28 protein-coding genes and 1 riboswitch are annotated in these 25,419 nt (G+C 71.1%); of the genes, 16 read left to right on the forward strand and 12 right to left on the reverse strand.

The window, feature by feature from the left end:
• Window positions 1–3 precede the first annotated feature (3 nt).
• The 8 genes from iolB to BIU95_RS13530 all read left to right on the forward strand — a co-directional run bounded on the left by iolB (window position 4) and on the right by BIU95_RS13530 (window position 8,806).
• Window positions 4–927: a 5-deoxy-glucuronate isomerase gene (gene iolB, locus BIU95_RS13495; RefSeq protein ID WP_071251906.1), complete on the forward strand. Its 924-nt coding sequence runs from the start codon at window positions 4–6 to the stop codon at window positions 925–927.
• Between the two features lie 35 nt (window positions 928–962).
• Window positions 963–2,852, forward strand: a complete 1,890-nt coding sequence (gene iolD, locus BIU95_RS13500; protein WP_071251930.1) for a 3D-(3,5/4)-trihydroxycyclohexane-1,2-dione acylhydrolase (decyclizing) — start codon at window positions 963–965, stop codon at window positions 2,850–2,852.
• A 33-nt stretch (window positions 2,853–2,885) separates the two neighbouring features.
• Window positions 2,886–3,839: a sugar phosphate isomerase/epimerase gene (locus BIU95_RS13505; protein ID WP_071251907.1), complete on the forward strand. Its 954-nt coding sequence runs from the start codon at window positions 2,886–2,888 to the stop codon at window positions 3,837–3,839.
• Between the two features lie 44 nt (window positions 3,840–3,883).
• The gene (locus BIU95_RS13510; protein WP_042539397.1) at window positions 3,884–4,954 is read left to right on the forward strand and encodes a Gfo/Idh/MocA family protein; all 1,071 of its coding nucleotides are present in this window, start codon (window positions 3,884–3,886) and stop codon (window positions 4,952–4,954) included.
• A 3-nt stretch (window positions 4,955–4,957) separates the two neighbouring features.
• Window positions 4,958–5,827, forward strand: a complete 870-nt coding sequence (locus BIU95_RS13515; protein ID WP_071251908.1) for a sugar phosphate isomerase/epimerase family protein — start codon at window positions 4,958–4,960, stop codon at window positions 5,825–5,827.
• A complete protein-coding gene (locus tag BIU95_RS13520; RefSeq protein ID WP_071251909.1) occupies window positions 5,824–6,936 on the forward strand; it encodes a transaldolase family protein in 1,113 nt (370 codons plus the stop codon). The genes BIU95_RS13515 and BIU95_RS13520 overlap by 4 nt, the downstream gene beginning before the upstream one ends.
• A gap of 207 nt (window positions 6,937–7,143) precedes the next feature.
• Window positions 7,144–8,337 carry a Gfo/Idh/MocA family protein gene (locus BIU95_RS13525; RefSeq protein ID WP_042539391.1) on the forward strand — a complete coding sequence of 398 codons (1,194 nt, stop codon included), beginning with the start codon at window positions 7,144–7,146 and terminating at the stop codon, window positions 8,335–8,337.
• 61 nt (window positions 8,338–8,398) lie between these two features.
• Window positions 8,399–8,806, forward strand: a complete 408-nt coding sequence (locus BIU95_RS13530) for a tautomerase family protein (protein ID WP_071251910.1) — start codon at window positions 8,399–8,401, stop codon at window positions 8,804–8,806.
• 154 nt (window positions 8,807–8,960) lie between these two features.
• Here the strand turns inward: BIU95_RS13530 and BIU95_RS13535 are convergent, their stop codons facing one another.
• Window positions 8,961–9,719: a GntR family transcriptional regulator gene (locus BIU95_RS13535; protein WP_017887097.1), complete on the reverse strand. Its 759-nt coding sequence runs from the start codon at window positions 9,717–9,719 to the stop codon at window positions 8,961–8,963.
• Between the two features lie 122 nt (window positions 9,720–9,841).
• On the reverse strand, window positions 9,842–10,477 hold the full coding sequence (locus tag BIU95_RS13540) for an exonuclease domain-containing protein (protein ID WP_051067387.1): 636 nt from the start codon (window positions 10,475–10,477) through the stop codon (window positions 9,842–9,844).
• Window positions 10,478–10,551: 74 nt separating this feature from the next.
• Here BIU95_RS13540 and BIU95_RS13545 point away from each other — a divergent pair, with 74 nt between their 5' ends.
• From BIU95_RS13545 to BIU95_RS13555, 3 genes are read left to right on the forward strand one after another with little or no spacing between them, the layout of a single operon-like run.
• Window positions 10,552–11,121, forward strand: a complete 570-nt coding sequence (locus tag BIU95_RS13545) for a hypothetical protein (RefSeq protein ID WP_071251911.1) — start codon at window positions 10,552–10,554, stop codon at window positions 11,119–11,121.
• A gap of 59 nt (window positions 11,122–11,180) precedes the next feature.
• On the forward strand, window positions 11,181–12,254 hold the full coding sequence (gene ychF / locus BIU95_RS13550; protein WP_071251912.1) for a redox-regulated ATPase YchF: 1,074 nt from the start codon (window positions 11,181–11,183) through the stop codon (window positions 12,252–12,254).
• Window positions 12,255–12,266: 12 nt separating this feature from the next.
• Window positions 12,267–12,638 carry a hypothetical protein gene (locus BIU95_RS13555; RefSeq protein ID WP_017887093.1) on the forward strand — a complete coding sequence of 124 codons (372 nt, stop codon included), beginning with the start codon at window positions 12,267–12,269 and terminating at the stop codon, window positions 12,636–12,638.
• On the opposite strand, the gene BIU95_RS13560 is transcribed toward BIU95_RS13555, so the two are convergent.
• The 4 genes from BIU95_RS13560 to BIU95_RS13575 form a co-directional block, all read right to left on the reverse strand.
• Window positions 12,610–13,083 carry a helix-turn-helix domain-containing protein gene (locus BIU95_RS13560; RefSeq protein ID WP_071251931.1) on the reverse strand — a complete coding sequence of 158 codons (474 nt, stop codon included), beginning with the start codon at window positions 13,081–13,083 and terminating at the stop codon, window positions 12,610–12,612. The two genes, BIU95_RS13555 and BIU95_RS13560, sit on opposite strands and share 29 nt — an antisense overlap.
• Before the next feature lie 99 nt (window positions 13,084–13,182).
• Window positions 13,183–13,470 carry a hypothetical protein gene (locus tag BIU95_RS13565; protein WP_017887091.1) on the reverse strand — a complete coding sequence of 96 codons (288 nt, stop codon included), beginning with the start codon at window positions 13,468–13,470 and terminating at the stop codon, window positions 13,183–13,185.
• 272 nt (window positions 13,471–13,742) lie between these two features.
• Entirely contained in the window at window positions 13,743–14,354 is a 612-nt protein-coding gene (locus BIU95_RS13570; protein ID WP_071251913.1) for an HD domain-containing protein, read from the reverse strand.
• A 181-nt stretch (window positions 14,355–14,535) separates the two neighbouring features.
• Window positions 14,536–15,312 (reverse strand): isocitrate lyase/phosphoenolpyruvate mutase family protein, encoded by a 777-nt coding sequence (locus BIU95_RS13575; protein ID WP_071251914.1) that lies wholly within the window; start codon window positions 15,310–15,312, stop codon window positions 14,536–14,538.
• A gap of 112 nt (window positions 15,313–15,424) precedes the next feature.
• Between BIU95_RS13575 and BIU95_RS13580 the strand changes: the two genes are divergently transcribed.
• The gene (locus BIU95_RS13580; protein WP_071251932.1) at window positions 15,425–16,612 is read left to right on the forward strand and encodes a MalY/PatB family protein; all 1,188 of its coding nucleotides are present in this window, start codon (window positions 15,425–15,427) and stop codon (window positions 16,610–16,612) included.
• Between the two features lie 104 nt (window positions 16,613–16,716).
• Here BIU95_RS13580 and BIU95_RS13585 read toward each other — a convergent pair whose 3' ends face one another.
• Together BIU95_RS13585 and BIU95_RS13590 are read right to left on the reverse strand one after the other, a co-directional pair.
• Window positions 16,717–16,902, reverse strand: coding sequence for a hypothetical protein (locus BIU95_RS13585; protein WP_071251915.1), 186 nt, complete (start codon window positions 16,900–16,902; stop codon window positions 16,717–16,719).
• Window positions 16,903–16,948: 46 nt separating this feature from the next.
• A complete protein-coding gene (locus BIU95_RS13590) occupies window positions 16,949–17,437 on the reverse strand; it encodes a GNAT family N-acetyltransferase (protein ID WP_071251916.1) in 489 nt (162 codons plus the stop codon).
• Window positions 17,438–17,505: 68 nt separating this feature from the next.
• Between BIU95_RS13590 and BIU95_RS13595 the strand changes: the two genes are divergently transcribed.
• Window positions 17,506–18,390 (forward strand): LysR substrate-binding domain-containing protein, encoded by an 885-nt coding sequence (locus tag BIU95_RS13595; RefSeq protein WP_071251917.1) that lies wholly within the window; start codon window positions 17,506–17,508, stop codon window positions 18,388–18,390.
• A gap of 46 nt (window positions 18,391–18,436) precedes the next feature.
• On the opposite strand, the gene BIU95_RS13600 is transcribed toward BIU95_RS13595, so the two are convergent.
• From BIU95_RS13600 to BIU95_RS13615, 4 genes are read right to left on the reverse strand one after another with little or no spacing between them, the layout of a single operon-like run.
• The gene (locus tag BIU95_RS13600) at window positions 18,437–18,691 is read right to left on the reverse strand and encodes a hypothetical protein (RefSeq protein WP_017887084.1); all 255 of its coding nucleotides are present in this window, start codon (window positions 18,689–18,691) and stop codon (window positions 18,437–18,439) included.
• Window positions 18,688–19,170 (reverse strand): FBP domain-containing protein, encoded by a 483-nt coding sequence (locus BIU95_RS13605; RefSeq protein WP_017887083.1) that lies wholly within the window; start codon window positions 19,168–19,170, stop codon window positions 18,688–18,690. The genes BIU95_RS13600 and BIU95_RS13605 overlap by 4 nt, the downstream gene beginning before the upstream one ends.
• Before the next feature lie 37 nt (window positions 19,171–19,207).
• The gene (locus BIU95_RS18780; protein ID WP_017887082.1) at window positions 19,208–19,945 is read right to left on the reverse strand and encodes a M48 family metalloprotease; all 738 of its coding nucleotides are present in this window, start codon (window positions 19,943–19,945) and stop codon (window positions 19,208–19,210) included.
• 13 nt (window positions 19,946–19,958) lie between these two features.
• The gene (locus BIU95_RS13615) at window positions 19,959–20,333 is read right to left on the reverse strand and encodes a BlaI/MecI/CopY family transcriptional regulator (protein ID WP_031259691.1); all 375 of its coding nucleotides are present in this window, start codon (window positions 20,331–20,333) and stop codon (window positions 19,959–19,961) included.
• A 96-nt stretch (window positions 20,334–20,429) separates the two neighbouring features.
• Window positions 20,430–20,549, forward strand: a riboswitch (glycine riboswitch).
• A 151-nt stretch (window positions 20,550–20,700) separates the two neighbouring features.
• Between BIU95_RS13615 and gcvT the strand changes: the two genes are divergently transcribed.
• Genes gcvT through gcvP form a run of 3 tightly spaced genes read left to right on the forward strand, consistent with a single transcriptional unit; the run spans window position 20,701 to window position 25,146 of the window.
• Window positions 20,701–21,846, forward strand: a complete 1,146-nt coding sequence (gene gcvT, locus BIU95_RS13620) for a glycine cleavage system aminomethyltransferase GcvT (protein ID WP_031259689.1) — start codon at window positions 20,701–20,703, stop codon at window positions 21,844–21,846.
• A 4-nt stretch (window positions 21,847–21,850) separates the two neighbouring features.
• Window positions 21,851–22,228 carry a glycine cleavage system protein GcvH gene (gene gcvH, locus BIU95_RS13625; RefSeq protein WP_017887079.1) on the forward strand — a complete coding sequence of 126 codons (378 nt, stop codon included), beginning with the start codon at window positions 21,851–21,853 and terminating at the stop codon, window positions 22,226–22,228.
• On the forward strand, window positions 22,225–25,146 hold the full coding sequence (gene gcvP, locus BIU95_RS13630; RefSeq protein ID WP_071251918.1) for an aminomethyl-transferring glycine dehydrogenase: 2,922 nt from the start codon (window positions 22,225–22,227) through the stop codon (window positions 25,144–25,146). The genes gcvH and gcvP overlap by 4 nt, the downstream gene beginning before the upstream one ends.
• Window positions 25,147–25,419 lie beyond the last annotated feature (273 nt).

Below are 25,419 nucleotides of genomic sequence, written 5' to 3' on the forward strand. Positions count from 1 at the left end.
AGCATGGCGAACGAACAGCACCAGCACGACCAGTGGTTCATCCCGGCGGGCTCCCGGCCCGAAGCGGGCTGGACCGACGTCGTCGACGGACGCATCGAGGGGTGGGCGCACACCGGGCTCCGGACCGGCGCGGTGGCCGACGGGGGCGAGCTGCGCCTCCCGGCCGACGCCGTGGAGCGCATCATCGTGCCGCTCGCCGGGTCGTTCCACGTGACCCACTCGGGCGCCGCCGATGACGGCGAGCAGGACCTGCAGGGGCGGGGGAGCGTCTTCGACGGTCCCACCGACGTCCTGTACCTGGGCTCCGGTTCCGCGGCCACCATCACCGGCGACGGTCGGTTCGCCGTCGCGGAAGCCCCCACCGACATCGTCAAGCCGACCACGTACGTGGCCCGGCCGGACGTGCCGGTGGAGCTCCGCGGCGCCGGGCAGTCGAGCCGCCAGGTGCACAACTTCGGCACCCCGGCCGCGCTCGACGCCGTCAAGTTCATCGTGTGTGAAGTGATCACGCCGGCCGGCAACTGGTCGTCGTACCCGCCGCACAAGCACGACACGAACGTGCCCGGGTCGGAGTCCAACCTGGAAGAGATCTACTACTACGAGGCAGCGGTGTCCCGCGGGCTCGAGTCGATCGCGCCCGAGGCCGCCGACCCGTTCGCCCTGCACCGCACCTACGCCTCGGACGACCGCGCCATCGACGAGTTCCGGCAGGTCCGCACCGGTGACGTCGCCCTGGTGCCGCACGGCTGGCACGGTCCCGCTGTCGCCGCTCCCGGCTACGACATGTACTACCTGAACGTGATGGCCGGGCCCGACCCGGAGCGCGTCTGGAACATCACCGACGACCCGGCCCACGGCTGGGTCCGCCGGGCGTGGGAGAGCGAGCAGCTCGACCCGCGCCTGCCCTACCAGAAGGAGGACGCGTGACCACCACCACGCGCCAGGCCGGCGCGACGCGTCGGATGACCGTCGGACAGGCACTCGTCGAGTTCCTGGCCAACCAGTGGACCGTCGACGGTGACGTCCGCGAACGCACCATCCCGGGGATCTTCGGCATCTTCGGGCACGGCAACGTCGCCGGTGTCGGTCAGGCGATCAAGCAGCTCCACGTCGAGCAGCCCGGCCTGTTGCCCTACCACCAGGCCCGCAACGAGCAGGCGATGGTGCACGAGGCCGTCGGCTTCGCCCGCATGCACCGACGCCGTGCGACGTTCGCGTCGACCGCGTCGGTCGGTCCGGGCGCCGCCAACATGCTGACCGCCGCAGCACTCGCCACGACGAACCGGTTGCCGGCACTGCTCCTGCCGTCGGACACCTTCGCCACGCGCACCACCGACCCGGTGCTCCAGCAGATCGAGTTGCCGCACGACACGTCGTTGCAGGTCACCGACGCCTTCCGTCCGCTGTCGCGCTACTTCGACCGCGTGGAGCGTCCGGAGCAGCTGTTCTCGATCGCGCTCGCCGCGATGCGGGTCCTGACCGACCCGGCCGAGACCGGTGCGGTGACGATCGCCCTGCCCGAGGACGTCCAGGCCGAGGAGTTCGACGTGCCCGTCGCGTTCCTGCAGCCGCGTGAGTGGCACATCCGCCGTCCGCTGCCCGAGCGTGGCCCGCTCGAGCGTGCCGTGGCCGCGATCCGTGCCGGCCGGCGTCCGGTCATCGTGGCCGGCGGCGGGGTCCTGTACTCCGACGCCGCCGACGAGCTCCGTGCCTTCGTCGAGGCCACGGGGATCCCGGTCGGCACGTCGCAGGCCGGCGGCGGATCCCTGGTCTGGGACCACCCGCAGTACCTCGGCGGGATCGGCGCGACCGGCACCGCCGCCGCCAACGCGATCGCCGCCCAGGCCGACGTCGTCATCGGGATCGGCACCCGCTACAGCGACTTCACCACGGCGTCGCGCACGGCGTTCCAGAACCCCGACGTCACGTTCGTCAACGTCAACGTGGCCGCGTTCGACGCCTACAAGCACGGATCGCAGCTGCCGCTGATCGCGGACGCCCGGGAGGCCCTGGTCGCCCTGACCGAGTCGCTCACGTCGGACACGGCGTACGTCGTCGAGCCCGGCTACGCGTCCGAGATCGCCTCGCTGAAGGCGGCGTGGGACGCTGCCGTCGACGGCGCGTTCGCGCCGTCCGGCGCGGACCTGCCCGGCCAGCCGGAGATCATCGGAGCCGTGCAGTCGGTCTCCGACCCGCGCGACGTCGTGATCCAGGCCGCGGGCTCGCTGCCCGGCGACCTGCACAAGCTCTGGCGGGTGCGCGACGAACTCGGGTACCACGTCGAGTACGCGTTCTCGTGCATGGGCTACGAGATCGCCGGCGGCATCGGGGTCCGGCGCGGGGCGCCGGACCGCGATGCGATCGTGATGGTCGGCGACGGCAGCTACCTGATGCTGCACACCGAGCTCGTCACCGCCGTGGCCGAGGGCATCAAGATCATCGTCGTGCTCATCCAGAACCACGGGTACGCGTCGATCGGGCACCTGTCCGAGACCGTCGGCTCCGAGCGCTTCGGCACGAAGTACCGCTACCTCGACGAGACCGAGTCGTTCGAGAACGGCGAGCCCCTGCCCGTCGACCTCGCCGCCAACGCCCGCTCGTACGGCGTCGACGTCATCGAGGTGCAGCCCGGTCCGGACAGCATCGAGGACCTGAAGGCCGCGCTGCGTCAGGCGAAGGCGAACGACCACACCACCCTGGTGCACATCAACTCCGACCCGCTGGTCTACGCCCCCGAGGGCGACGGCTGGTGGGACGTGCCGGTCGCGCAGACCTCCACCCTCCCCAGCACCCAGGCCGCCCGCGCCGAGTACGAGCAGCAGGTCGCCACGCAGCGTCCGCTGCTCGGCTGAACCGTTCACGAGACAGAAAGCGACAGCGACGTCATGACCGACACCGTCACCCCCATCGGCAGCCCCGCGACCGACGCGGCGCCCGCCTCGATCCGCATCGGCACCGCACCTGACTCGTGGGGCGTCTGGTTCCCGGACGACCCGAAGCAGGTGCCGTGGCAGCGCTTCCTCGACGAGGCCTCCGCTGCCGGGTACGAGTGGATCGAGCTCGGCCCGTACGGGTACCTGCCGACCGACCCGTCCCAGCTGTCCGACGAGCTCGAGTCCCGCGGGCTCAAGCTGTCGGCGGGCACGGTCTTCACCGGGTTCCACAAGGGCGAGGACCAGTTCCAGCGTGCGTGGGACCAGGCCGTCGCCGTCGCCGGCCTGGCCGCGAAGCTCGGTGCCGAGCACCTCGTGACGATCCCCGACCTGTGGCGCTCGGACGCCACCGAAGAGGTGCTCGAGGCGCGCACGCTCACCGACGAGCAGTGGGAGCGTCTCGGCAAGGGCCACGACCAGCTCGGCAAGGCGCTGCTCGAGGAGTACGGCGTCCACCAGCAGTTCCACACCCACGCGGACAGCCACGTCGGCACCTACAAGGAGACCGTCCGGTTCCTCGAGGTCACGAACCCCGAGTACACGAACCTCTGCCTCGACACCGGCCACTTCGCCTACTACGGCGGCGACAACCTCAAGCTCATCGCCGCCCACCCGGAGCGCATCGGCTACCTGCACCTGAAGCAGGTCGACACCGACCTGCTGTTCGACGTGCTCAAGAACGACGTGCCGTTCGCGACCGCGGTGTCGCAGGGCATCATGACCGAGCCGCCGCACGGCACCCCCGAGCTCGCCCCGATCATCGAGGCCGTCGCCGCGATCAACCCGGACGTCTTCGGCATCGTCGAGCAGGACATGTACGGCTGCTCCGTCGACGCCCCCGGCCCGATCGCCGAACGCACCTTCCAGCACATCTTCGGCTCGACCTCGGCCGCCCGCGCCTCCTGACGCGCCGTCCACGCAGCGTCAACAACCACCAGGAGAACACCACCATGACCACCACGCAGAACCTCCGCGTCGCCGTCGTCGGCGCCGGCATGATGGGCGCCGACCACGTCCGCCGCATCACCGCCAAGATCTCGAACGCCGACGTCGTCGCCGTCGTCGAGCCCGACCAGGCCCGTGCCGCTGCGGCAGCCGCCCTGGCGCCCGGTGCGATCACCGCCGCGTCCTTCGACGAGGCGCTCGAGCAGACCGAGATCGACGCCGTCATCATCGCGACGCCGGGTTTCCTGCACGAGCCGATCCTGGTGACCGCGCTCGAGCGCGGCCTCACCGTCCTGTGCGAGAAGCCGCTGACGACCAGCGCCGAGGACTCGCTGCGCATCGTCGAGCTCGAGCAGCAGCACGCCGCCCGGCCCGTCATCCAGGTCGGCTTCATGCGCCGGTTCGACGCCGGGTACCAGGAGCTCAAGGCCCTGCGCGAGTCGGGGGCGAACGGTGCCCTGCTCGCCCTGCACCACGCGCACCGCAACCCGACGACGCCGCCGAACTTCAGCGAGTCGATGCTCATCCACGACTCGGTGATCCACGAGATCGACATCATCCCGTTCCTGACCGGCGAAGCCATCACGAGCGTCGAGGTGAAGAAGCCGCGCAAGAACTCCCTCGCGCCGGCCGACCTGCCCGAGCCGCAGTTCGTCCTGTTCACCACCGAGTCCGGCACGATGGCGATCGTCGAGATCAACGTCAACGCCCAGTTCGGCTACCAGGTCACCACCGACGCCGTGTTCGAGTCCGGTGTCGCGTACATCGGCCGCGACACGTCGCTCTCGCTCGTCGCAGCCGGAGCGACCTCGCAGGGCGTCACGCCGTCCTTCAAGGAGCGCTTCGGTGCCGCCTACGACGAAGAGGTCCAGCGCTGGGTCGACGCGGCCCGGACCGGCGGCATCGACGGGCCGAGCGCCTGGGACGGCTACACCGCCTCCGTCGTCGCCGAGGTCGCCGTCCGCGCCCAGCAGTCCGGCGCGCACGAAGTGGTGGAGTACGCGGTCACGAAGCCGGCGTTCTACGACGAGACCAGCGACGCGACGAGCGACACCGCCGCGCTCGCCGGGGCCTGATCGATGCCGAAGATCGCGCTCGACCCCACCCCGTTCCACCACGACCTGTCGCTGCTCGAGTTCCCGCGCAAGGTCGCGGAGCTCGGGTACGAGTACCTGCAGCTCACCCCGCACAAGGACTTCATCCCCTTCTACCGACACCCCAAGGCCGACGACGACCTGGTCGACGCGTTCGCCGCGGCCTGCCGTGACGCCGGGGTCCAGGTGGCGAGCGTGCTGCCGGTGCTGCGCTGGTCGGGCCCGGACGAGGACGCCCGACAGGCTGCGGTGCAGAAGTGGAAGCGGGTCATCGAGATCACGAAGCGCCTCGGCGTGGACACCATCAACACGGAGTTCTCCGGCCGCCCCGAGCGCGCCGAGGAGTCCGAGGACCAGTTCTACCGGTCGATGGAGGAACTGCTGCCGATCATCGAGGACGCCGGCATCCGGGTGCTCATCGACCCGCACCCCGACGACTTCGTCGAGGACGGGCTCGAGGCGCTCCGGGTGATCCGCGGCCTGAACTCGAAGCACGTCGGCTTCGTGTACGTCGCCTGCCACACGTTCCACTACGGCGGCAACATGGACGAGATCATCGACGCCGCCGGTGACTCGCTGCAGCTGGTCCACGTCGCCGACGCGTACGACCACCGTCGTTCGCACGGCCTGCGCTACATCACGAACCCGCCCGGCAACCCGGTCCGCGTGCACCAGCACCTGCCGGCCGGGCAGGCGGACGTCGACTTCGACGCCTTCTGGGCGGCGCTCGACCGGGTCGGTTTCTCGGCGCGCGAGGACACCGTCGCGGTCTCGAGCGTCTTCGCCGAGGACGAGGACGCCGACGCGGTGTCGCGGTTCCAGCTCGACACGATCACGAAGGGACTCCACCGATGACCACCACCCTCGAGACGCAGGCGTCCACCGACGCCGACTCCCGTCCCGTCACCCTGCAGGCCGCGGAACAGACCCCGACCGCCCTGTGGAACGACTCCGCCGACCCGCGGGAGCTGTCGACCGCGATCCACCAGTACGGTGCCGTCGGGGCGACATGCAACCCGGTGATCGCGTACACCTGCATCCAGCAGGACCCGGAGACCTGGGTCCCCCGCATCCGTGCGATCGCTGCCGAGCACCCGACGGCGGGGGAGTCCTGGATCGGCTGGAAGGCCGTCGAGGAGCTCTCCATCGCCGCCGCGGCGCAGCTGCTGCCCGCGTTCGAGGCGTCCGGCGGCCGCAACGGTCGACTGTCGATGCAGACTGATCCCCGGTTCCACCGCGACCAGGACGCGCTCGTCGAGCAGGCCGTGCGGTTCTCGCAGCTCGCGCCGAACATCATCGTGAAGATCCCCGCCACGAAGGTCGGCATCGCCGCGATCGAGGAAGCCGCCTACCGCGGGGTCTCGATCAACGCCACGGTGTCCTTCACCGTGCCGCAGGTCGTCGCCGTGGGCGAGGCCATCGAGCGTGCCCTCGACCGTCGTGCTGCCGAGGGCAAGCCGGAGCAGGAGTTCGGCCACGTCGTCACCCTGATGGCCGGCCGCTTCGACGACTGGCTGAAGACCGTCGTCAAGCGTGACCACGTGATGGTGGACCCGGGCATCCTCGAGTGGGCCGGTGTCGCGGCGGTGAAGAACGCCTACCGCGTCTTCCAGGAGCGGGGGTTCCGCTCGCGCGTGCTGGTCGCCGCGTTCCGCAACGCGCTGCAGTGGTCCGAGTTCCAGGGCGGTGACCTCGTCGTCTCGCCGCCGTTCCAGTGGACGAAGGACATCAACGACAACGCGTTCCCGTTCCGCCCGCACGCCATCGACGACGAGGTCCCCGTGCACGTCATCGAGGCGCTCCGGGCGGCGACGCCGGAGTTCGCCCGCGGCTACGACGTGGACGGCATGACCATCGACGAGTTCGACCGCTTCGGTGCGACCGTGACGACGCTCCGGCAGTTCCTGGACGCCGATGCGAAGCTCGATGCCCTGGTCCGCGACATCATCGTCCCCGCGAACTGAGACGTGACCAGCTGCGCAGCGCGATCCCCGGTCGGAACCGCGGGGTCGCGCCCCGGGCGCTGCCGTACCAGCCTGGAGGCCCGGTGCCGGTCCCTGAGACCGGCACCGGGCCTCCAGGCGGTTGCGGCATGTGCTGACAAAGTCCGCAGCATCGGCTAGGGTCATTGTCGCGCTCCAACGCGCGTCACCTGAACGAAGGAGTTCTCCATGGACAGCATCGGCGTCGGGCTGATCTCGGTCGGCTGGATGGGGCGGTTGCACTCGCGCGCCTACCGGGCGTTGCCGGACCACTTCCCGGAGCTCGGCGTCCAGCCGCGGCTCGTCGTCGCGGCCGACCCGGTCGAGGCGGCGCGCGACCAGGCGGTGACGCGGCTCGGGTACGAACGTGCCGTCGCCGACTACCAGGAGGTCCTCGCCGACCCGGTCGTCGACGTCGTGTCGATCTGTTCGCCGAACTTCTTGCACCGCGAGATGGCCGTCGCCGCGGCCGAGGCGGGCAAGCCGTTCTGGATCGAGAAGCCGATGGGGCGGTACGCCAGCGACTCCCGCGCCATCCACCAGGCGGTGCAACAGTCGGGCGTCATCACGAGCGTCGGGTTCAACTACCGGCACGCCCCGGCGATCGAGCGTGCCCGTGAACTCGTCCGCAGCGGGCGGCTCGGCCGGATCACGAACGTGCGCGGATCGTTGCTCGCCGACTACTCGTCCGACCCGGCGGCCCCGCTGACCTGGCGCTTCGAGCGTGAGCGCGCAGGATCGGGCGTGCTCGGCGACCTGCTGTCGCACGGGCTCGACCTGGCGCAGTACGTGGTCGGTCGGATCGCTTCGGTCAGTGCGCTCGCGGAGACGTTCATCGAGTCGCGGCCCCGGCCTGCTGCCGGCATCGTCGACCGCAGTGCGGCGGCGACCGGTGAACTGGGCGCCGTCGAGAACGAGGACTACGCCGCGCTGCTGTTCCGGTTCGAGGACGGTGCGGTCGGCACGATGGACTCGAGTCGGGTCATGCGTGGGCCGCACGCCGAGTACACGCTCGAGATCTACGGCACCCGCGGTTCGGTCCGGTGGGACTTCCAGCGCCTCAACGAGCTCGAGGTGTACCTCGACGGACAAGAGGTCGACGGGTACGCCACCCACTACGTCGCACCCGGGGACGGCGAATTCGGTCGCTTCCAGCCCGGCGCCGGCACCGCGATGGGCTACGACGACCTGAAGGCGATCGAGGCGGCGCAGTTCATCGCGAGTGTCCGGCGCGGGGAGCAGCTGGCGCCGTCGGTCGCGGACGGGCTCGCTGCCGCGTCGATCGTCGAGGCGGCGGAGGCCTCGCTGGTCGACGGTGCGTGGCACGATGTCGCCCTGGTCGACGGGCCGCTGACGTACGGGGCGCCGACACCCAGGATCTAGACACGCGGTGCCGCTCCCTTGTTAGTATGTAAGGACAAAGTCCGAGCAACCAGGAGGCACCATGCCGCTCGTCCGAATCGACCTCACCACCGGCCGCACGCCCGAGGCCGTCCGTGGCATCGCCGACGCCATCCACCAGGCCATCGTCGACGTGTACGGGATCCCGGTGCGAGACCGGTTCCAGGTGATCACCGAGCACCCGGCGCAGCAGATCATCGCCGAGGACGCCGGTCTGGGGTTCGAGCGCACCGAGGGTGTCGTGATGATCCAGGTGTTCACGCAGCACGGACGGACCGACGAGGCGAAGGCGTCACTGTACCGGGCGATCCACGACGCCCTCGCGGCGATCGGCGTCGCGTCCGAGGACGTCTTCATCGGCTACGTCGAGAACGGGCCGCAGGACTGGTCGTTCGGATTCGGACGGGCCCAGTACGTGACGGGCGAGCTCGGGGTGCCCGCGCTCGGTTGAGGCCGTGCGGGGGCGGGGCGGGGGCGGCGCGGTCACGACACCCCGCTCAGTTCCGTCGAGTGGTCAAGAAGTGTCGGTTGCCGGGCGTCCGGGCGACAGTTCGTGACCACTCGGCGCACTGCCGACAGCGAGTCGTGACCGCTCGACGAGCGACCTACTTGTCGACGAGCGTGACCTCGAACGAGTACCGGTCGGGGCGGTAGCAGTGCACGCCGTACTCGACCGCCCGGCCCGAGGCGTCGTACGCGGTACGGCTCATCGTGAGCACTGGGTCGCCGTCCTCGATCTCGAGCAGACCGGCCTCTTCGTCGGTGACCGCCCGGGCGCCGATCCGCTGCTTGGCCACCCGCATCGTGACGCCCCGGCCGCGGAGCAGCTGGTACAGCCCGTGCGCCTGCAGGTCATCGTCCGTCAGGTCGAGGAACTCCGGCGGCAGGTAGTTCTCGAGGATCGCCATCGGGACGTCCTCGGCGAACCGCACCCGTCGGATGTGCGCGACGATCGTGCCCGGCTCGACGCTCAGCGCTGCGGCCACGTCGTCGGGAGCGGGGACGTCGTCGCGCTGCAGCAGCTTCGTCGCCGGAGCCTGCGCACCCTGGGCCAGGTCGTCGTACAGGCTGGTCAGCTCGACCTTGCGCGTGACCGGGCCGTGCACGACCTGGGTCCCGATGCCGCGGCGGCGCACCAGCAGACCCTTGTCGACGAGGTCCTGGATCGCACGACGGATCGTCGGCCGCGACAGGCCCAGACGCTCACCGAGGGCGATCTCGTTCTCGAGCCGGGCCCCTGGCGGCATCGCGCCGGAGCGGATCGACTCCTCGATGCGCGAGGCAACCTGGAAGTAGAGGGGCATGGGACCCGACCGGTCCAGGTCCATGAACAGGTCGGACGGCAGCTGGCCTTCGTTGGTCATCGCGGTCCTTCACACGTGCGGAGATGCCGGCGACGGTGCCGACGGCATTGTCGTGACAATACCACCGGGGATGTGGCACCCCGGCCGAGCGCAACGGGCGTTGCGCCAGTCGGCGAACCCCGTCAGTCGGCGAAGACCATCGGTCGGTTCGACAGCCGCGGCTGGTTCGCGGCCTTCGGCTTCTCGGCACGAGCACGGACCGGGGCGATCGTCACCCGGGTGACCGCGCCGAGTGCCTCGACCGTCTCGACACCGTGGTGCCCGGCGGCGTGCACCACGATCGCAGCGCAGGCCTCGGCGTCGGCAGCGGCGTCGTGGTGCTGGAACCCCTCGAACCCGGCGGCCATCGCGGCGACCGGCAGGCGGTAGGAGTCGAGCGTGTAGGTCTTGCGGGCGACCGCCAGGGAGCACAGCGAGTGGTGCTCGGCCAGGTCGATCCCCGTCGCGGAGCACCCACCGGCGATGACGCCCATGTCGAAGCGGGCGTTGTGCGCCACCAGGACGTCGCCCTCGGCGAAGGCCACCAGGTCGGGGTACTGCTGCTCCCACGTCTTGGCGCGCGCGACGTCCTCGGCGACGATGCCGTGGATGCGGGTGTTCCACTCGAGGAACGCGTCGTGCCCGAACGGCGGGCGGATGAACCACGACGCCCGATCGACGACCCGGCCGGCGCGGACCTTCACCAGCCCGACGGAGCAGGCGCTGGCGGGCGAGCTGTTGGCGGTCTCGAAGTCGATCGCGGTGAAGTTCAACGGCACGGTCCCGATCGTCGCACGGGGTTCCGACATCGCCGTCCGTTCCCCTCGGCGTTGCGTGTGGCTACTCTCAGCGCATGGGGAACGACGCCGACCGACGTCCGCTCGTCCTGGTGCTCGCCGGGACCGGCTACGGGCAGCAGGCGCCGCTGCTCTGGTGGACGAGCGAGATCGCGCTCGCTGCGGGGTGCGAGGTCATCGCGCCACGATGGCAGGTCGACGACGCCGCCGGAGCCGATCCGGTCGGCTTCGTCGAGGCCGCTGTCGCCGCGGCGCTGGGGGACCGGCTGCCCGACCTCGTCGTCGCGAAGTCGTTCGGCTGCTTCGCCCTGCCCTGGGCGATCCGCAACGACGTGCCCGGGGTCTGGCTCACCCCGGTGCTCACGCACGACGATGTGGCCACGGCGCTCGCCGCCGCGACTGACGCGCACGACGCGATCGGGGGTGGAGCCGACACCATGTGGCGGCCCGACCGTGTCTCGGGGACGGCTGCGCGCCTCCAGACCGTCGACCGTGCCGACCACTCGCTGCAGGTGCCTGGCGACTGGCGGCTCTCGCAGCGGCTGCAGGCCGACGTCTTCGACCTCGTCGAGCGCCGCATCACGGCCCTGCGGCCCCGTATGGCTGGGTCACGTCTGCTGGCCTGACGAACGGACTGGAGGCCCGGGTCGGCTCCGACAGGCCGCCGCCGGTAGGCTGTTCTCCCGTGGCTCTCACCATCGGAATCGTCGGTCTCCCGAACGTCGGCAAGTCGACCCTGTTCAACGCCCTGACCAAGAACCAGGTCCTCGCCGCGAACTACCCGTTCGCGACGATCGAGCCGAACGTCGGGGTGGTGAACCTGCCCGACTCGCGGCTCGACCAGCTCGCCGAGCTCTTCCACTCGGAGAAGACCGTGCCGGCGCCGGTGTCGTTCGTCGACATCGCGGGCATCGTCAAGGGCGCGAGCGAGGGCGAAGGCCTGGGCAACAAGTTCCTCGCCAACATCCGCGAGGCCGACGCCATCGCGCAGGTCGTCCGTGGCTTCACCGACGACGACGTCGTGCACGTCGCGAACAAGGTCTCCCCGAAGGACGACCTCGAGGTCATCAACACCGAGCTGATCCTCGCCGACATGGAGACCATCGACAAGGCGCTCCCGCGGTACGAGAAGATGCTCAAGCTCAAGCAGGCCGAGCCGGTCGTGCTCGAGACCGCTCGCGAGGCCCGTGCCGCGCTCGAGCAGGGCACCCTGCTCTCCGCCACGAAGATCGACCTGTCCACGATCTCCGAGCTCGGGCTGCTCAGCGCCAAGCCCTTCATCTTCGTCTTCAACGTCGACGAGGCGATCCTGACCGACGAGTCCCGCAAGGCCGCGCTGGCCGCGCTGGTGGCCCCCGCCCAGGCTGTCTTCCTCGACGCCCAGGTCGAGTCGGAGCTCATCGACCTCGACCCTGCCGACGCCGCCGAACTGCTCGAGTCGACCGGTCAGACCGAGTCGGGCCTCGACCAGCTCGCCCGCATCGGGTTCGACACCCTCGGGCTGCAGACCTACCTGACGGCCGGTCCGAAGGAAGCCCGTGCGTGGACGATCGGCAAGGGGTGGAAGGCTCCCCAGGCTGCCGGCGTCATCCACACCGACTTCGAGAAGGGCTTCATCAAGGCCGAGGTCATCTCGTTCGATGACCTGGTCGCGACCGGCTCGATCGCCGAGGCCCGCGCTGCCGGCAAGGCCCGCATCGAGGGCAAGGACTACGTCATGCAGGACGGCGACGTGGTGGAGTTCCGCTTCAACAACTAGACCGAGGGGCACATGAGCCAACAGTTCGCCTTCTGGCGCACGAGCGAGCGACTCGATTCCGCGCAGGTGTACGAGCGCCTGGTGGACGGTGAGCACGTCTCCGGACTCGAGGCCCTCGACCACGAGGCTGTCGAGGCCGCCCTCATCGCCGCCTTTCCGCACTGGGCCGTCGAGAAGACCCGCGCGGACGGTGCCGACCAGACGATGCTCGCCGGGCCGGGGAACCGCGGTGCGATCGATGTGAGCTACAGCCCGCAGATGGTGACCACGACCTGTTACGGCATGGACTCGGAGCAGTGGAACGTCGTCATCTCTGCGGTGGTCGACCTGGGCTTGCCGCTGTACGACCCGCAGATCAGCTACCGCTTCGACGGGTACGAGTGAAGCCGACGGACGGCCCCGGCATCCGACCGGGTAGGTCGTCGGTGAGGACGTCGACCTCGAAACCGGTGATGCGCTCGACCTCGTGCGCGAACCCACCGAGATCGAACAGCGATGCCGCGGGGGTCAGGTGGACCAGCAGGTCGATGTCACTGTGTTCGGTGTCCTGCCCGCGCACCGCGGAGCCGAAGACGCGGACGTCGTCGAGGTGGAAGCGCTTCGCCTCGTCGAGGATCGCGTCGGCGTAGACGGCCAGCGGGATGCTCGGGCGGGTGTGCGCCGCTTCGAGGATCCGCCGGAGCGAGTCCTCGCGTGGCCGCTTCCTTCCGCTCTCGTACGCCGAGATGGTGGGCTGCTGCATGCCGGCGGCGGCAGCGAGACCGGTCTGCGAGAGGCCGAGGTCTTCGCGGGCAGCGCGGATCAACTGCGCAGCCCGTTCGATCCGCATGGCGACCTCCCCCATAGCTCTCGGCTCTAGACGAGCACCGGGAACGACGAAGCGCCGCCGAGCAGACTCGGCGGCGCTTCGTGGTGGTGCTGGTGGGACCTAGGCCGCGAGGGCCATCTCGCCCGCCTGCACGGACTGTGCCTGCAGCAGGGTGCGGCTGGCCTCGCCCGCCCAGGAGCGGCCGGGGACGGTCCAGCCGGCCTCGCCGACGGCGTCGAGCCGGGTGCCCCGGGTGACGAAGGTCCCCAGGTCGTCGGCTGCGATGCGGACGAGGTACTCGCGCTGCGAGCGGTCGTCGCGCACCGGGAACTCGGCGATGCGGTCGGGGGTGATCGTCGGGGCCGCGAGTGCGGTCCCGAACACGGTGATTCGTTCGTTACTGGTCATGGTGCTGTACTTCCTGGTCATTCGGCGCCAGGGCGACTCGGTGTCGGCGGACGTCTCAGTCCAGCGCGACGCATCGAGTGCGGGGCGCGCACGTCGCGTTTCAACGTGCAGCTCGTCCGTTCGGATCGAGCGGTGTCTCGAGTGGAATGCGACTCGGGTGAGTCGGTGTCGAGAGGTTGGTGTGCGCGAGTCAGATGGGTTCGCTGCAGTGCACCAACCAGAGACTATACGCCCGCCCCGCCGAGAAGTCCAGCAAGCGACCGGACCGAGCGTCAGGAGGCCAGGAACACCGTCCAGCGGTCTCCGCCGGCGGCCACGTTGCCCGACCCGTCGAGGCGGGCTGCGGCCGAAGAGGGCTTGCGCGCAGCCTGCTCGTGGATCAGCCCGTCGAACGTCGCCGAGAAGTCCAGACGGGGCAGCGCGCCCGTGACGTCCCGCAGGTCGTTCGACGACCACCTGTCGAAGCCCACGCCGGAGACGTCGAGCGAGGTCGCGACCTCGAGCAGGTGCCCCTCGGCGTCGAGCTCCGGGTCGACGGACCGCCACATGTGCCGCTCGATGATCTCCCTGACCCGACGGGCTCGCACGGCGTCCCACCCGGCGCCGAGCGCGAAGACCGATCCGACCGCGCCGCCGGCGTCCTCGAAGGGCACCCGGTGGGCGTCGAACAACGGAGTCATGCCGAGGTCGTGGAGCATCGTCGCGACGAAGAGCAGCTCGGGGTCCGGTTCGAGGTCGACCGTCGGGGCGAGCAGGACCGCCCATGCCCACGACCGCAGGCAGTGGTTGACGAGAGCCGGTTCGGACCATGCCCGCACGACGTCCAGTGCGCGCGCAGCGACGGGGGAGGGCGGGGTGAGCAGAGCTTCGACGTCGACCGGCATGGCACGACAGTAGCGGCAGGAGAATGCCCCGCCAGCCCGGGTTCGCATGCCCTGGATCGGCACACGTGCCCCGGATCGCAACGACGTGCGCATGGGTGCGGGGGGGGGGGCGTGACGCGACCACGGGACGGACGGGAGGCCCGTGGCGACACCGCCACGGGCCTCCCGTCCGTCTGCTCCGTCAGTTCAGGGTCGGGGTGTCCTCCGGCACGACGCCGTCGGCGTACAGGTCGGTCGCCAGGTCGCGGAGCGCGCGCAGCGCGACCCGCTGCGTGAGCGGGCCGTAGGAGATGCGGGCGACGCCGAGCGCCTCGTACTCGGCGGCGGGCAGGGCGCCGGGCAGGCCGATGACCGAGAGCTTGCCGCGACCGAGACCGGCGACGAGGCGCTCGACCACGGAACGATCGATCGCGCCGGGCACGAAGACCAGGGCGGCACCGTTGTCCAGGAACGCCTTGCCTCGGGCGATCGCGTCCTCGATGCTCTCGTCGATCGGGCGCTCGCCGCCGCGGGCGATCGCGTCGGTGCGGGCGTTCAGCTGGAAGTCGACACCCTCGGCCTGCGCCGCTGCGGTGATCGCGGCGACGCGGGCGACCGCCTCGTCGAAGGGACGCAGCCGGTCCTCGACGTTGGCACCCACGATGCCCGAGCCGATGGCGCGGCGGATCGTCTCGGCGGGGTCCTGGTACCCGTCGTCCAGGTCGGCGGTGACCGGCAGGTCCGTCGCGGCGGCCACGATCGCGGCGCCCGACAGGGCGAGGTCGAGCGGCATGCCGCCGTCCTCGTACCCGTACGACGCGGCGATCGAGTGCCCGGCGGTCGCGATGGCCTTCGTGCCGGGCAGGTCGCTGACGACCTTCGCGGTGATCGCGTCCCACACGTTCACGACGCGCAGGATATCGGGGGCTTCGTGCAGCTGCTTGAGGGTGACGGCCTTGTCGGCGGTGCTCGTGCTCATGTCGCCGAGCGTAGGCCGACGGGGCGGCCCCCGGCCGTGACCCCACCCGAAGACGACGTGGGATGACGTCGGGAGTCGCGCCGGGCCTCCCGGCAGGGGCATGCTGGGACGCATGGCGAGCGACGAGCAGGACCCGGTCGGCACGCTCCGTGGGGTCCGGACGAGCATCAAGTGGACGCGGTACGCGCCCGACGTGCTGCCCCTGTTCGTCGCCGAGATGGACCACGACGTCGCGCCGGCGATCCGCCAGGCCCTGATCGAACGGGTCTCGCAGTCCGACCTCGGGTACCTCGACGGCCCCGGCCCGCTCGCACCGGCCTTCGCGCAGTTCGCGCTGGACCGCTGGGGCTGGCAGATCGACCCGTCGCGGATCCACCTGGCCACCGACGTCAGTGTCGGGATCGTCGAGTCGCTCCGGCTCGCGCTGCCCGACGGCGGCCGCGTCGCGATCACTCCGCCGGTGTACCCGCCGTTCTTCGAGCTCGTCGAAGAAGCTCGATGTCAGGTCGAGGAGGTCCCGCTGCTCGAGCAGTGGGGGCAGTACCGGCTCGACCTCGAGGGCCTCGAGCGGACGTTCGCCGACGGGGTCGGCGTGTTCCTGCTCTGCAACCCGCACAACCCCGTCGGGCTCGTGCACGACCGGGCCGACCTCGTCGCGATCGCCGAACTGGCCGCGAAGTACGACGTCCTCGTCATCAGCGACGAGATCCACGCACCCCTGACCCACCCCGGCGTGCAGTTCACCCCGTTCGCCGCCGTCGCCGAGCCCGTCGGAGCCCGGAGCGTGTGCGTGACCTCGGCGAGCAAGGGCTGGAACCTCGCCGGCGTGAAGTGTTCGGTCATCGTCGCCGGCGATCCCCGGACCGCCGCGCTCCTCGACACCCTGTGGGAGGAGGTCGCCTGCCGTACAAGCATCCTCGGGCTGCACGCGAACCTGGCGGCGTTCACCCTGGCGACGGACTGGCTCGACGACGTCGTGGCGCGCATCGTGGCGAACGACCGACTGCTCGCCAAGCTCCTCGCCGAACACCTGCCCGGTGTGGTCTACACGCGGCCGCGCGCCGGGTACCTGGCGTGGCTCGACTTCCGGGGCATCGGCCTCGGCGACGACCCCGCGGTGCCGCTGCGCGAGAACGCGTACGTCGCGCTGAACTCCGGGCTGGGGTTCGGGTCCGAAGGGCGGGGGTTCGTCCGGCTCAACCTGGCCTGTTCTCCGGAGACCCTGCGCGAGGCCGTGTTCCGGATCGCGTCGGCGTACCCGTCGAGCGCACAGGAGGGGCTGGTCTGGCACGTCGCGTGAGCGGTGGAACGGCGTCGTTGCCGGCTACACAGCACCGAGTGAACACGAGACGTCGGGTCGGCGCCACGCACTCGATGTCTTCTGCTCACTCGAGCCCGCCGGGGTCAGGCCACGTACTGGTTGCGGCCGACGACGCGGATGCGCAGGTCGTCGTCGCGGTCCATCGCGAGGAGCTCGCGGGCGACGAACCCGACGGACGGCCACCGGGAGACCTCGGTCACCATGAAGCCGTCGATGAACACCTGCCACGTGCCGGCCTCGCGGACCGCCTGCACCTCGTACATCGCCATGCCGTGAGCGTACCGGGACGGGGCCGCCGTCGGCGCAGGTCGAACGTCAGTGCAGGTCGAGGGTCATGTGCACGTCGGCCCGCACGTACGGGCTCGGGGCGACCTCGTCCTCGCGCAGGTGCCGGAACCCGAACGCCTCGTACAGGTGCACGGCGCTGGTGAGCTGCGCGTTGCTCTCCAGGTCGATGCGGTGTGCTCCGAGCTCGCGGGCCCGGTCGAGTGCCGCGGTGATGAGCTTCCGCCCGGTGCCGTGCCCCTGGTGGTCGGGGGAGACGGCCATCTTCACGAGTTCGAACACGCCGGGGGTGGTGGGCACGACCCCGATGCACCCGACGACCTGGTCGTCGAGCCGGGCGACCAGGACGGCACCGCCCTGCTCGACGACGCGGCCGACGGGGTCGGAGAGGAACACCCGGTCCTCGTCCTCGAGGGTGAAGTACCGGGTGATCCAGGCCTCGTTGAGCGTGCGGAACGCCTCGGCGTCGGCGGGGGTGGCGAGGTCGGCGATGGTGACGGTCGAGGTCGCTTCGGGCATGCCTCCATCCTCGATCGACGATGCAGTCGCGTCCAATACTCGTTCGCGCTGATCGATACGCTGTGTGCATGGATCGAGAACCCGACGTCGACCTCCGTCACCTGCGGGCCTTCCTGGCCGTCGCCGACGAGTTGCACTTCGGCCGAGCGGCCGGACAGCTGCGGATGGCCCAGCCCGCACTGTCCCAGCAGATCCGGCGGACCGAGCGCGCGCTCGGGGTCGACCTGTTCGTCCGGACCAGCCGCAGCGTCGCCCTGACCGCCGCCGGCCGGGTGCTGCAGGGCCGTGCGCGGTCGTTGATCGGGCAGGTGCGGCGCGACCTCGACGAGACGGTCCGGGTCGGTCGGGGCGAGGTCGGTCGGCTCGACGTCGGGTTCGTGGTCTCCGCGCTGCCCCTCGGGCCGATCGAACGGGTGCAGGCGTTCCGGGAGCGCTACCCCCTGGTCCGGGTGGAACTGACCGAGGGGTACTCGTCGACGCTGCTGGCGCGGATCGTCCGCGGCGAGCTCGACCTCGCCGTCGTCCGCGATGCCGACCCGGACCCCGCCGTACGCCTGCTGCCGTTCCGGTCCGAGGCGTTCGTCGCCGCCGTCCCGCGCGGGCACCGACTGGCAGGCCGCGAGCGCATCCGCGGCACCGAGCTGGTCGACGAACCGTTCGTGTTCTTCCCGGCGGTCGCCGGAGCGCTGGCGACCGAGCGCAACCTGGCACCGGTCACCGCCGGTGGGCGCCGACCCGTCGTCGTGCAGGAGGCCACCACCTGGGCGACCGTGCTGCACCTGGTCGGGGTGGGCCTCGGCGTGACGGTGGTGCCGGAGAGCGCCGCGCTCGCCGCACCCGACACGGTGACGCTCCTGCCGCTCGAGGACAGCGACCACCGCAGCGAGCTCGCGTGGGCGATGCGCGCTGACGACGACCGCGAGATCCTGCGCAACTTCGTCGCCGCGGACTGACCGAGCGGCCTCGGTGCACGGACGTGAGCCGGTCGGGCGTCCTCGTTCAGCCGAGCGACAGGACGGGCGCCCGGTGGTCACCGAGCTCGTCGATGCGCCACGGCCGGGCCCCGCGCAGCGTCAGGCCGAGCTGCACGAGCACGAACCCGACGTGCGGTTCGACATCGGGGTCCCACGGGCCCTCGACCCCCAGGCCGAAGGCGCCGAGTTCATCGTCGGCTTCGTCCCGCAGGGTGAGTCGCCACCGTCCGTCGCCGAGTTCCTCGACCACGGCCCAGCGGGCGGTGCCGAACCGGCTCACGCCGTCTTCATGATGTCCGCGGTGAAGTTCTGCACGCGCTGGAGCAGGGACGCACCCCGCATCGCGATGGTCGCCGGCGGGTTCAGGTGCGGCGGTGCGGTGCGGATGAGCATCGGGCAGCCGAGGTCTTCGCAGATGTACGTGCCGATGGTGTTGCCGTTGCGGCCGGACTCGCCAGCACGTGCGGCGGAGAACAGCCGGACCTGGGTCGCGGGCTGCGGGGAGTGGCAGAACGAGCACATCGCGGCGATGCCGGGGCGCAGCGATCCACCGGCGGACCGGACGACGATGCCCACGGGGCGCTCGTCGATCCAGGACACGATGTACCCGCGGCGGGCGGCCTGTGGGTCGCGCCACCCCAGGAACTCGCGCTCGTCCCAGAGGGTCTCGTGCAGGCCGGGGATGGGCAGCTGTGCGAGTTCGTCGGCTGTGGCGTTCACGAACGACGATCGGATGTCGGCTTCGGTCAGTGGCTTCACGGTGCTGACACCCTATTCCTCGCCTCCGACAGGGGCGCTACGACAGCCTGGAGGCTCGGATCGCGCCGAGCGCGCTGCTCCCGTCCGCCACCAGCACCGCCCGGCGCAGGGCGTCGCGTCCGACGCGACGGGCCGCCGCGTCGTCCGCGGCGAACTCCACGAGCACGCGCGTCGACCGCGCCATGGCGCGCGCACCGGGCACCCACGGGACCGCACGCTCGATCGATTCCGCGACCGCGACCGCAGCCGCGTGGTGCTGGGTCAGGTGGGCGCGTTCGTGGGCGACCACGGCCTCCAGTTCGTCGGTGCGCAACCGGTCTGCCAGGCCGGTGCTGACCAGGACCCCACCGCTCCGACCCGGCACGGCGCACGCCAGTGCGTGGTCGGCCTCGACGACGGCGACGGGGGTGCCGTCGATCTCGCGGTGCGGGGCGACCCCGGAACGCATCGCCTGCCGGACGGCCTCGTGTTCGGGGCCGGGGCGGACCCGGACCGCGACGACGAACGCGACGACCGCGAGCACCGCGACGCCCACGTTGAAGCCGTGCGTGGGGGAGCCGTCCCCGCCGAAGAGCTCGGTGACCGGACGGTCGGCGAGCACGACCAGGGCGATGCCGGCCACGAAGCCGACGACGCCGAGCAGGACCGCGATCGACCAGCAGACCAGCGCGGTGCGGGGCAGGTCGATCGTCCAGGCGGAACGGGTCAGGACCCGGGGCGCGAACACCACCACCGCGAGTGCGAGGACGATGAGCGCGATGCCGGCGACGACCACGGTGTGCGGCCGGTCAGGAGCGGGCGCGGGCGTCGAGGGCGCGGCGCAGGGCCTCGAGGTCGTCCGAGGCGAGCGACCCGGTGAACTGCAGCAGTGCGGCCTCGCGGTCGGTCGAGGCGGCCAGCGCACTCGACATCAGTGAGGCGGTCTGCTCGTCGCGACTGTGCACGGCGCGGAAGGTCAGGGGAGCGTCGTCGTGCTGCTCCCGTTCCACCTGGCCCTTGCGGCCGAGTCGGTCGAGCACGGTGAGCACGGTCGTCAGCGCGGGGCGGGGCTCGGGGAACGCGTCGAGGACCTGGCGTGCGGTGAGCCCGGCGTCGGCGGAGCGGAGCGCGTCGAGCACCGCCTGCTCCAGCTGCCCGCGGGGGCGCGATCGTTGTCCGGCCATCCCCGCATTCTACGAGATGTCGAAGGTTCGCTCGCGACACACGCCCGAAACGCGGCCTCGATATGCTCGACGCGGACAACTGAACACACCGGCCGTTCATCCGTCGCGGGAGACGCCGTGCAGTACCTCTGGGTACATCGTGCCCTCGGGCGCGCGCACGGCACCGAAGGAGCAATCCCCCCGTCAATCTCTCAGGTCCCACACCGCAGCGGACAGGCCACTCTGAAAAGCAGACGCTCGGTCGTCTCGCCCACGGTGAAAGCCGCCGGACCTCACGGGCCGCGGTGAAACTCTCAGGCCCATGACAGAGGGGGAGTTCCACCCGGCGATCGTCGCCGGGCCCTGCCGATGCCAGGAGAACTCCGCCATGAGTCCGTCCCCACAGCCCACTCCGGGGCAGCGTTCGTCGCCGCTCGAAGCCGTGCACGAGGCCGCCGGTGCGACCTTCACCGACTTCGCCGGGTACCGCATGCCCGTGCGCTACTCGTCGGACCTCGCCGAGCACCACGCCGTGCGCCAGGCCGCCGGGGTCTTCGACCTGTCCCACATGGCCGAGATCGGGGTGACCGGCACCGACGCCGTCGCCTTCCTCGACCACGCGCTCGCCGGGTCCTTCGGGAAGATGCCGGTCGGTCGCGCCAAGTACTCGCTGCTGCTCGCCGAGAACGGCGGGATCCTCGACGACCTGGTCGTGTACCGGACCGACGACGACGTCTTCCTCGTCGTCGCGAACGCCTCCAACCGTGACGTCGCCGTCGCCGCGCTGACCGCCCGGGCCGACGGCTTCGACGTCGAGGTCTCCGACGACTCCGACACCACGGCCCTCGTCGCCATCCAGGGCCCCGCGGCGGCCGGCACGCTCGACGCCCTCGTCGTCGCCGACCGCCTGCAGCCCGAGACCCCGCTCGACGAGCTCGGCTACTACCGGGTGCTGCACGCGCTGTTCGACGGCGCCGACGTGCTCGTCGCGCGCACCGGCTACACCGGCGAGGACGGCTTCGAGGTCTACACCGACCCGGACACCGCCCCGGTGCTCTGGGACACGCTGCTCGAGGCCGGTGCCGACCGCGGGGTCGTCCCCGCCGGGCTCGCCGCACGCGACACCCTGCGGCTCGAGGCGGGCATGCCCCTGTACGGGCACGAGCTCGGCACCGACGTCCGTCCGGCCCAGGCAGGCCTGGGCCGCGTCGTCGCGAAGGACGGCGAGTTCGTCGGTGCTGCCGGCGTCACCCCGTCCGCGGACGCCCGCGTGCTCGTCGGCCTGGTGACCGAGGGCCGTCGTGCTCCCCGGGCCGGCTACGACGTCGTGCTCGACGGTGCGGTCGTCGGCACCGTGACCTCGGGCGCGCTCTCGCCGACGCTCGGTCACCCCGTCGCGATGGCCTTCGTCGACCCGGCTGCGCTCGCCGCCGCGTCGGACGGGGCACAGGTCCTCCACATCGACGTCCGCGGGACTGCCGTCCCCAGCACGGTCTCCGCGTTCCCCTTCTACCGCCGCGCCTCGAAAGGCTGACCCCATGACCGACCAGACCGCACTCCAGTACACGGCCGACCACGAGTGGCTGCTCGTCGAGGGCGACACCGTCACCGTCGGCATCACCGACCACGCCGCCGAGCAGCTCGGTGACGTCGTCTACGTCGAACTCCCCGCCGTCGGCACCGCCACCACCGCCGGCGACCAGATCGGCGAGATCGAGTCGACCAAGAGCGTCGGCGAGCTCTTCGCCCCGATCGAGGGCGAGGTCGTCGAGGTCAACGACGCCGTCGTCGACACCCCAGACACCGTCAACCAGGACCCCTTCGGTGCCGGCTGGCTCGTGAAGATCAAGGTCGACGGCACCTCGTTCCCCGAGGACCTGATGGACCACGACGCCTACCGGGCCTCCATCGCATGACCGCGTTCGAGAACCTCCAGACGTCCTTCGCCGACCGCCACATCGGCACCACCCCAGCCGACCAGCAGGAGATGCTCGACGTCGTCGGGCAGCCGTCGCTCGACGCCCTGGTCCGTGCCGCGATCCCGGAGTCCATCCACGTCGGGCCCGTCGCCGACTCGGTGATCCCGGCCGCCGTCGGCGAGACCGAGGCGCTCGCCGAACTCCGCGCGAAGGCCGGTCGCAACACCGTCCGACGCGCCATGATCGGTCTCGGCTACCACGGCACCCACACCCCCGCGGTGATCCAGCGGAACGTGCTCGAGAACCCGAGCTGGTACACGGCGTACACGCCCTACCAGCCCGAGATCTCGCAGGGCCGCCTCGAAGCGCTCATCAACTTCCAGACGATGGTGTCCGACCTGACCGGCATGGCCACCGCCGGTGCCTCGATGCTCGACGAGGGCACCGCCGTGGTCGAGGGCATGCTCCTCGCCCGCCGCGCCTCGAAGGTCAAGGGCGACGCGTTCCTCGTCGACGCCGACCTGCTGCCGCAGACCCGTGCGTTGCTCGACCACCGTGCCGACGCCGTGGGCATCACGCTGCGCGCGTTCGACGCCGTCGACGGCCCCAGCGACGAGCAGCTCGACGGGGCGTTCGGCGTCATCCTGCAGTACCCGGGCGCCTCGGGCCGCATCGTCGACCCGTCGTCCGTCATCGAGCGCGTCCACGCCGGCGGTGGCATCGCCGTCGTCGCCGCCGACCTGCTCGCGATGACCCTGCTCGCCAGCCCCGGCGACCTGGGGGCCGACGTCGCCGTCGGCACCAGCCAGCGTTTCGGCGTCCCGCTCGGCTTCGGCGGCCCGCACGCCGGCTACCTCGCCGTGCGCGCCGGCCTGGAGCGCCAGCTGCCCGGTCGCCTGGTCGGGGTGTCCTTCGACGCCGACGGCCAGATGGCCTACCGCCTCAGCCTGCAGACCCGCGAGCAGCACATCCGCCGCGAGAAGGCGACGAGCAACATCTGCACCGCGCAGGTCCTGCTCGCCGTGATGGCGTCGATGTACGCGGTCTACCACGGGCCCGAAGGCCTGCGGTTCATCGCCGGTCGGGTCGCACGGACCACCGGTGCGCTCGCCGCCGTGGCACGCGACGCCGGGGTCGAGATCGTGCACGACGCGTACTTCGACACGCTCACCCTGCGGGCCGTCGGTCGCGCCGAGACGATCGTCGCGGCAGCGCAGGACGCCGGCTACCTGCTGCACACGGTGGACGCCGACACCTTCCAGCTCTCCGTCGACGAGACGACCACGCCCGACGACGTCGTGGCGCTGGCGGGCGTGCTCGGCGCGGTGGACGTGACGGTGCCCGCGACCGAAGCAGCCGTGCGCGACGCGGCCACGGGCCTCCCGTCCGCCCTGCAGCGCGAGAGCGACTACCTGACGCACCCCGTGTTCAGCGCACACCGCAGCGAGACCCGCATGATGCGGTACCTCAAGCACCTGTCCGACAAGGACTACGCGCTCGACCGCGGCATGATCCCGCTCGGCAGCTGCACGATGAAGCTCAACGCGGCGACCGAGATGGCCGCCGTGACCTGGCCAGAGTTCGCGAACATGCACCCGTTCGCACCGCGTGCGGACGTCGAGGGGTACCTCGACATGATCGGCGACCTCGAGTCGTGGCTCGCCGAGGTCACCGGGTACGACACCGTGTCCCTGCAGCCGAACGCCGGCAGCCAGGGCGAACTCGCCGGGCTGCTGGCCATCCGCGGGTACCACCAGGCTCGTGGCGACGAGGACCGGACGGTCTGCCTGATCCCGTCGAGCGCGCACGGCACGAACGCCGCATCCGCGGTGCTCGCCGGGATGAAGGTCGTCGTGGTGGCCTGCGACGAGAACGGCAACGTCGACCTCGAGGACCTCCGGGCCCGCGTCGCCGCCAACGCCGACACCCTCGCAGCGCTGATGATCACGTACCCGTCCACCCACGGCGTCTACGAGCACGACATCCGCGAGATCTGCGACGCCGTGCACGACGCCGGCGGCCAGGTCTACGTCGACGGCGCGAACCTCAACGCGCTGCTCGGGCACGCCCGCTTCGGCGACTTCGGCGGCGACGTGTCGCACCTCAACCTGCACAAGACCTTCTGCATCCCGCACGGCGGTGGCGGCCCCGGCGTGGGTCCCGTCGCCGCGAAGGCACACCTGGCGCCGTTCCTGCCCGGGCACCCGTTCGCGCAGCAGGCCGACCGGCGCTCCGGTGCGACGACGGCCGACGCCGACGACCGCCTGGCGCACGCCGGTGGGCCGGTCAGCGCGGCGCCGTACGGCAGCCCGAGCATCCTGCCCATCACGTGGACCTACGTCCGGATGATGGGGCTCGAGGGCCTCACCCGTGCGACCGAGGCCGCCGTGCTCGGGGCGAACTACATCGCGTCCCGCCTGCGCGAGGCGTTCCCGGTGCTGTACACGGGCGACGACGGGCTCGTCGCACACGAGTGCATCCTCGACCTCCGGCCGCTGCGGGACACCACGGGGATCACGGTCGACGACGTCGCGAAGCGCCTGGTCGACTACGGGTTCCACGCGCCGACGATGTCGTTCCCGGTCGCGGGCACGCTCATGGTCGAACCGACCGAGAGCGAGGACCTCGCCGAGCTCGACCGCTTCGTCGACGCCATGCTCGCGATCCGGGCCGAGGCCGCAGCGGTCGAGCGCGGAGAGTGGCCGGCGGACGACAACCCGCTCGTGCACGCGCCGCACACCGCCTCGTCGGTGATCTCGGGGGAGTGGGCGCACGCCTACACCCGCGAGCAGGCCGTCTACCCGCTGCCGGGCATCAGCGGCCGGAAGTACTGGCCGCCGGTGCGCCGCATCGACCAGGCGTACGGCGACCGCAACCTGGTGTGCGCCTGCCCGCCGATCGAGGCGTTCGCCTGATCCGGTCGGGCGCCGACACCCTGTGGTGATCGTCGCCGAGTGATTCGTGCCCCGTGCCTCGTGCCCTGCCTCGTGCCCCGTCCGGTTCTTCCGGGCGGGGCGCGGTCACGTCCGGACGGAAGGTGCCGGTCTGTGTCCCGGTCCCGGTCTCGATCTGGGGGCCGGCCTTGCCCGGTCTGGCCCGGCCTTGCCCGGTCCGGGTGCGACTCGCCCCGGCCCGCTGCGTCGGGTGGCCACGACACCCCGCTCAGTTCCGCCGAGTGGTCACGAATC

The sequence above is a fragment of the Curtobacterium sp. MCBA15_007 genome (genome assembly GCF_001864905.1).
GTDB lineage: Bacteria > Actinomycetota > Actinomycetes > Actinomycetales > Microbacteriaceae > Curtobacterium > Curtobacterium poinsettiae.

Excerpts from the sequence above, each read along its gene's own strand:
- iolB (WP_071251906.1), top strand. The coding sequence starts at position 4 with ATGGCGAACGAACAGCACCAGCACGACCAGTGGTTCATCCCGGCGGGC.
- iolD (WP_071251930.1), top strand. The coding sequence starts at position 963 with ATGACCGTCGGACAGGCACTCGTCGAGTTCCTGGCCAACCAGTGGACC.
- BIU95_RS13505 (WP_071251907.1), top strand. The coding sequence starts at position 2,886 with ATGACCGACACCGTCACCCCCATCGGCAGCCCCGCGACCGACGCGGCG.
- BIU95_RS13510 (WP_042539397.1), top strand. The coding sequence starts at position 3,884 with ATGACCACCACGCAGAACCTCCGCGTCGCCGTCGTCGGCGCCGGCATG.
- BIU95_RS13515 (WP_071251908.1), top strand. The coding sequence starts at position 4,958 with ATGCCGAAGATCGCGCTCGACCCCACCCCGTTCCACCACGACCTGTCG.
- BIU95_RS13520 (WP_071251909.1), top strand. The coding sequence starts at position 5,824 with ATGACCACCACCCTCGAGACGCAGGCGTCCACCGACGCCGACTCCCGT.
- BIU95_RS13525 (WP_042539391.1), top strand. The coding sequence starts at position 7,144 with ATGGACAGCATCGGCGTCGGGCTGATCTCGGTCGGCTGGATGGGGCGG.
- BIU95_RS13530 (WP_071251910.1), top strand. The coding sequence starts at position 8,399 with ATGCCGCTCGTCCGAATCGACCTCACCACCGGCCGCACGCCCGAGGCC.
- BIU95_RS13535 (WP_017887097.1), bottom strand. The coding sequence starts at position 9,719 with ATGACCAACGAAGGCCAGCTGCCGTCCGACCTGTTCATGGACCTGGAC.
- BIU95_RS13545 (WP_071251911.1), top strand. The coding sequence starts at position 10,552 with ATGGGGAACGACGCCGACCGACGTCCGCTCGTCCTGGTGCTCGCCGGG.
- BIU95_RS13555 (WP_017887093.1), top strand. The coding sequence starts at position 12,267 with ATGAGCCAACAGTTCGCCTTCTGGCGCACGAGCGAGCGACTCGATTCC.
- BIU95_RS13560 (WP_071251931.1), bottom strand. The coding sequence starts at position 13,083 with ATGCGGATCGAACGGGCTGCGCAGTTGATCCGCGCTGCCCGCGAAGAC.
- BIU95_RS13565 (WP_017887091.1), bottom strand. The coding sequence starts at position 13,470 with ATGACCAGTAACGAACGAATCACCGTGTTCGGGACCGCACTCGCGGCC.
- BIU95_RS13570 (WP_071251913.1), bottom strand. The coding sequence starts at position 14,354 with ATGCCGGTCGACGTCGAAGCTCTGCTCACCCCGCCCTCCCCCGTCGCT.
- BIU95_RS13575 (WP_071251914.1), bottom strand. The coding sequence starts at position 15,312 with ATGAGCACGAGCACCGCCGACAAGGCCGTCACCCTCAAGCAGCTGCAC.
- BIU95_RS13580 (WP_071251932.1), top strand. The coding sequence starts at position 15,425 with ATGGCGAGCGACGAGCAGGACCCGGTCGGCACGCTCCGTGGGGTCCGG.
- BIU95_RS13585 (WP_071251915.1), bottom strand. The coding sequence starts at position 16,902 with ATGGCGATGTACGAGGTGCAGGCGGTCCGCGAGGCCGGCACGTGGCAG.
- BIU95_RS13590 (WP_071251916.1), bottom strand. The coding sequence starts at position 17,437 with ATGCCCGAAGCGACCTCGACCGTCACCATCGCCGACCTCGCCACCCCC.
- BIU95_RS13595 (WP_071251917.1), top strand. The coding sequence starts at position 17,506 with ATGGATCGAGAACCCGACGTCGACCTCCGTCACCTGCGGGCCTTCCTG.
- BIU95_RS13615 (WP_031259691.1), bottom strand. The coding sequence starts at position 20,333 with ATGGCCGGACAACGATCGCGCCCCCGCGGGCAGCTGGAGCAGGCGGTG.
- gcvT (WP_031259689.1), top strand. The coding sequence starts at position 20,701 with ATGAGTCCGTCCCCACAGCCCACTCCGGGGCAGCGTTCGTCGCCGCTC.
- gcvH (WP_017887079.1), top strand. The coding sequence starts at position 21,851 with ATGACCGACCAGACCGCACTCCAGTACACGGCCGACCACGAGTGGCTG.
- gcvP (WP_071251918.1), top strand. The coding sequence starts at position 22,225 with ATGACCGCGTTCGAGAACCTCCAGACGTCCTTCGCCGACCGCCACATC.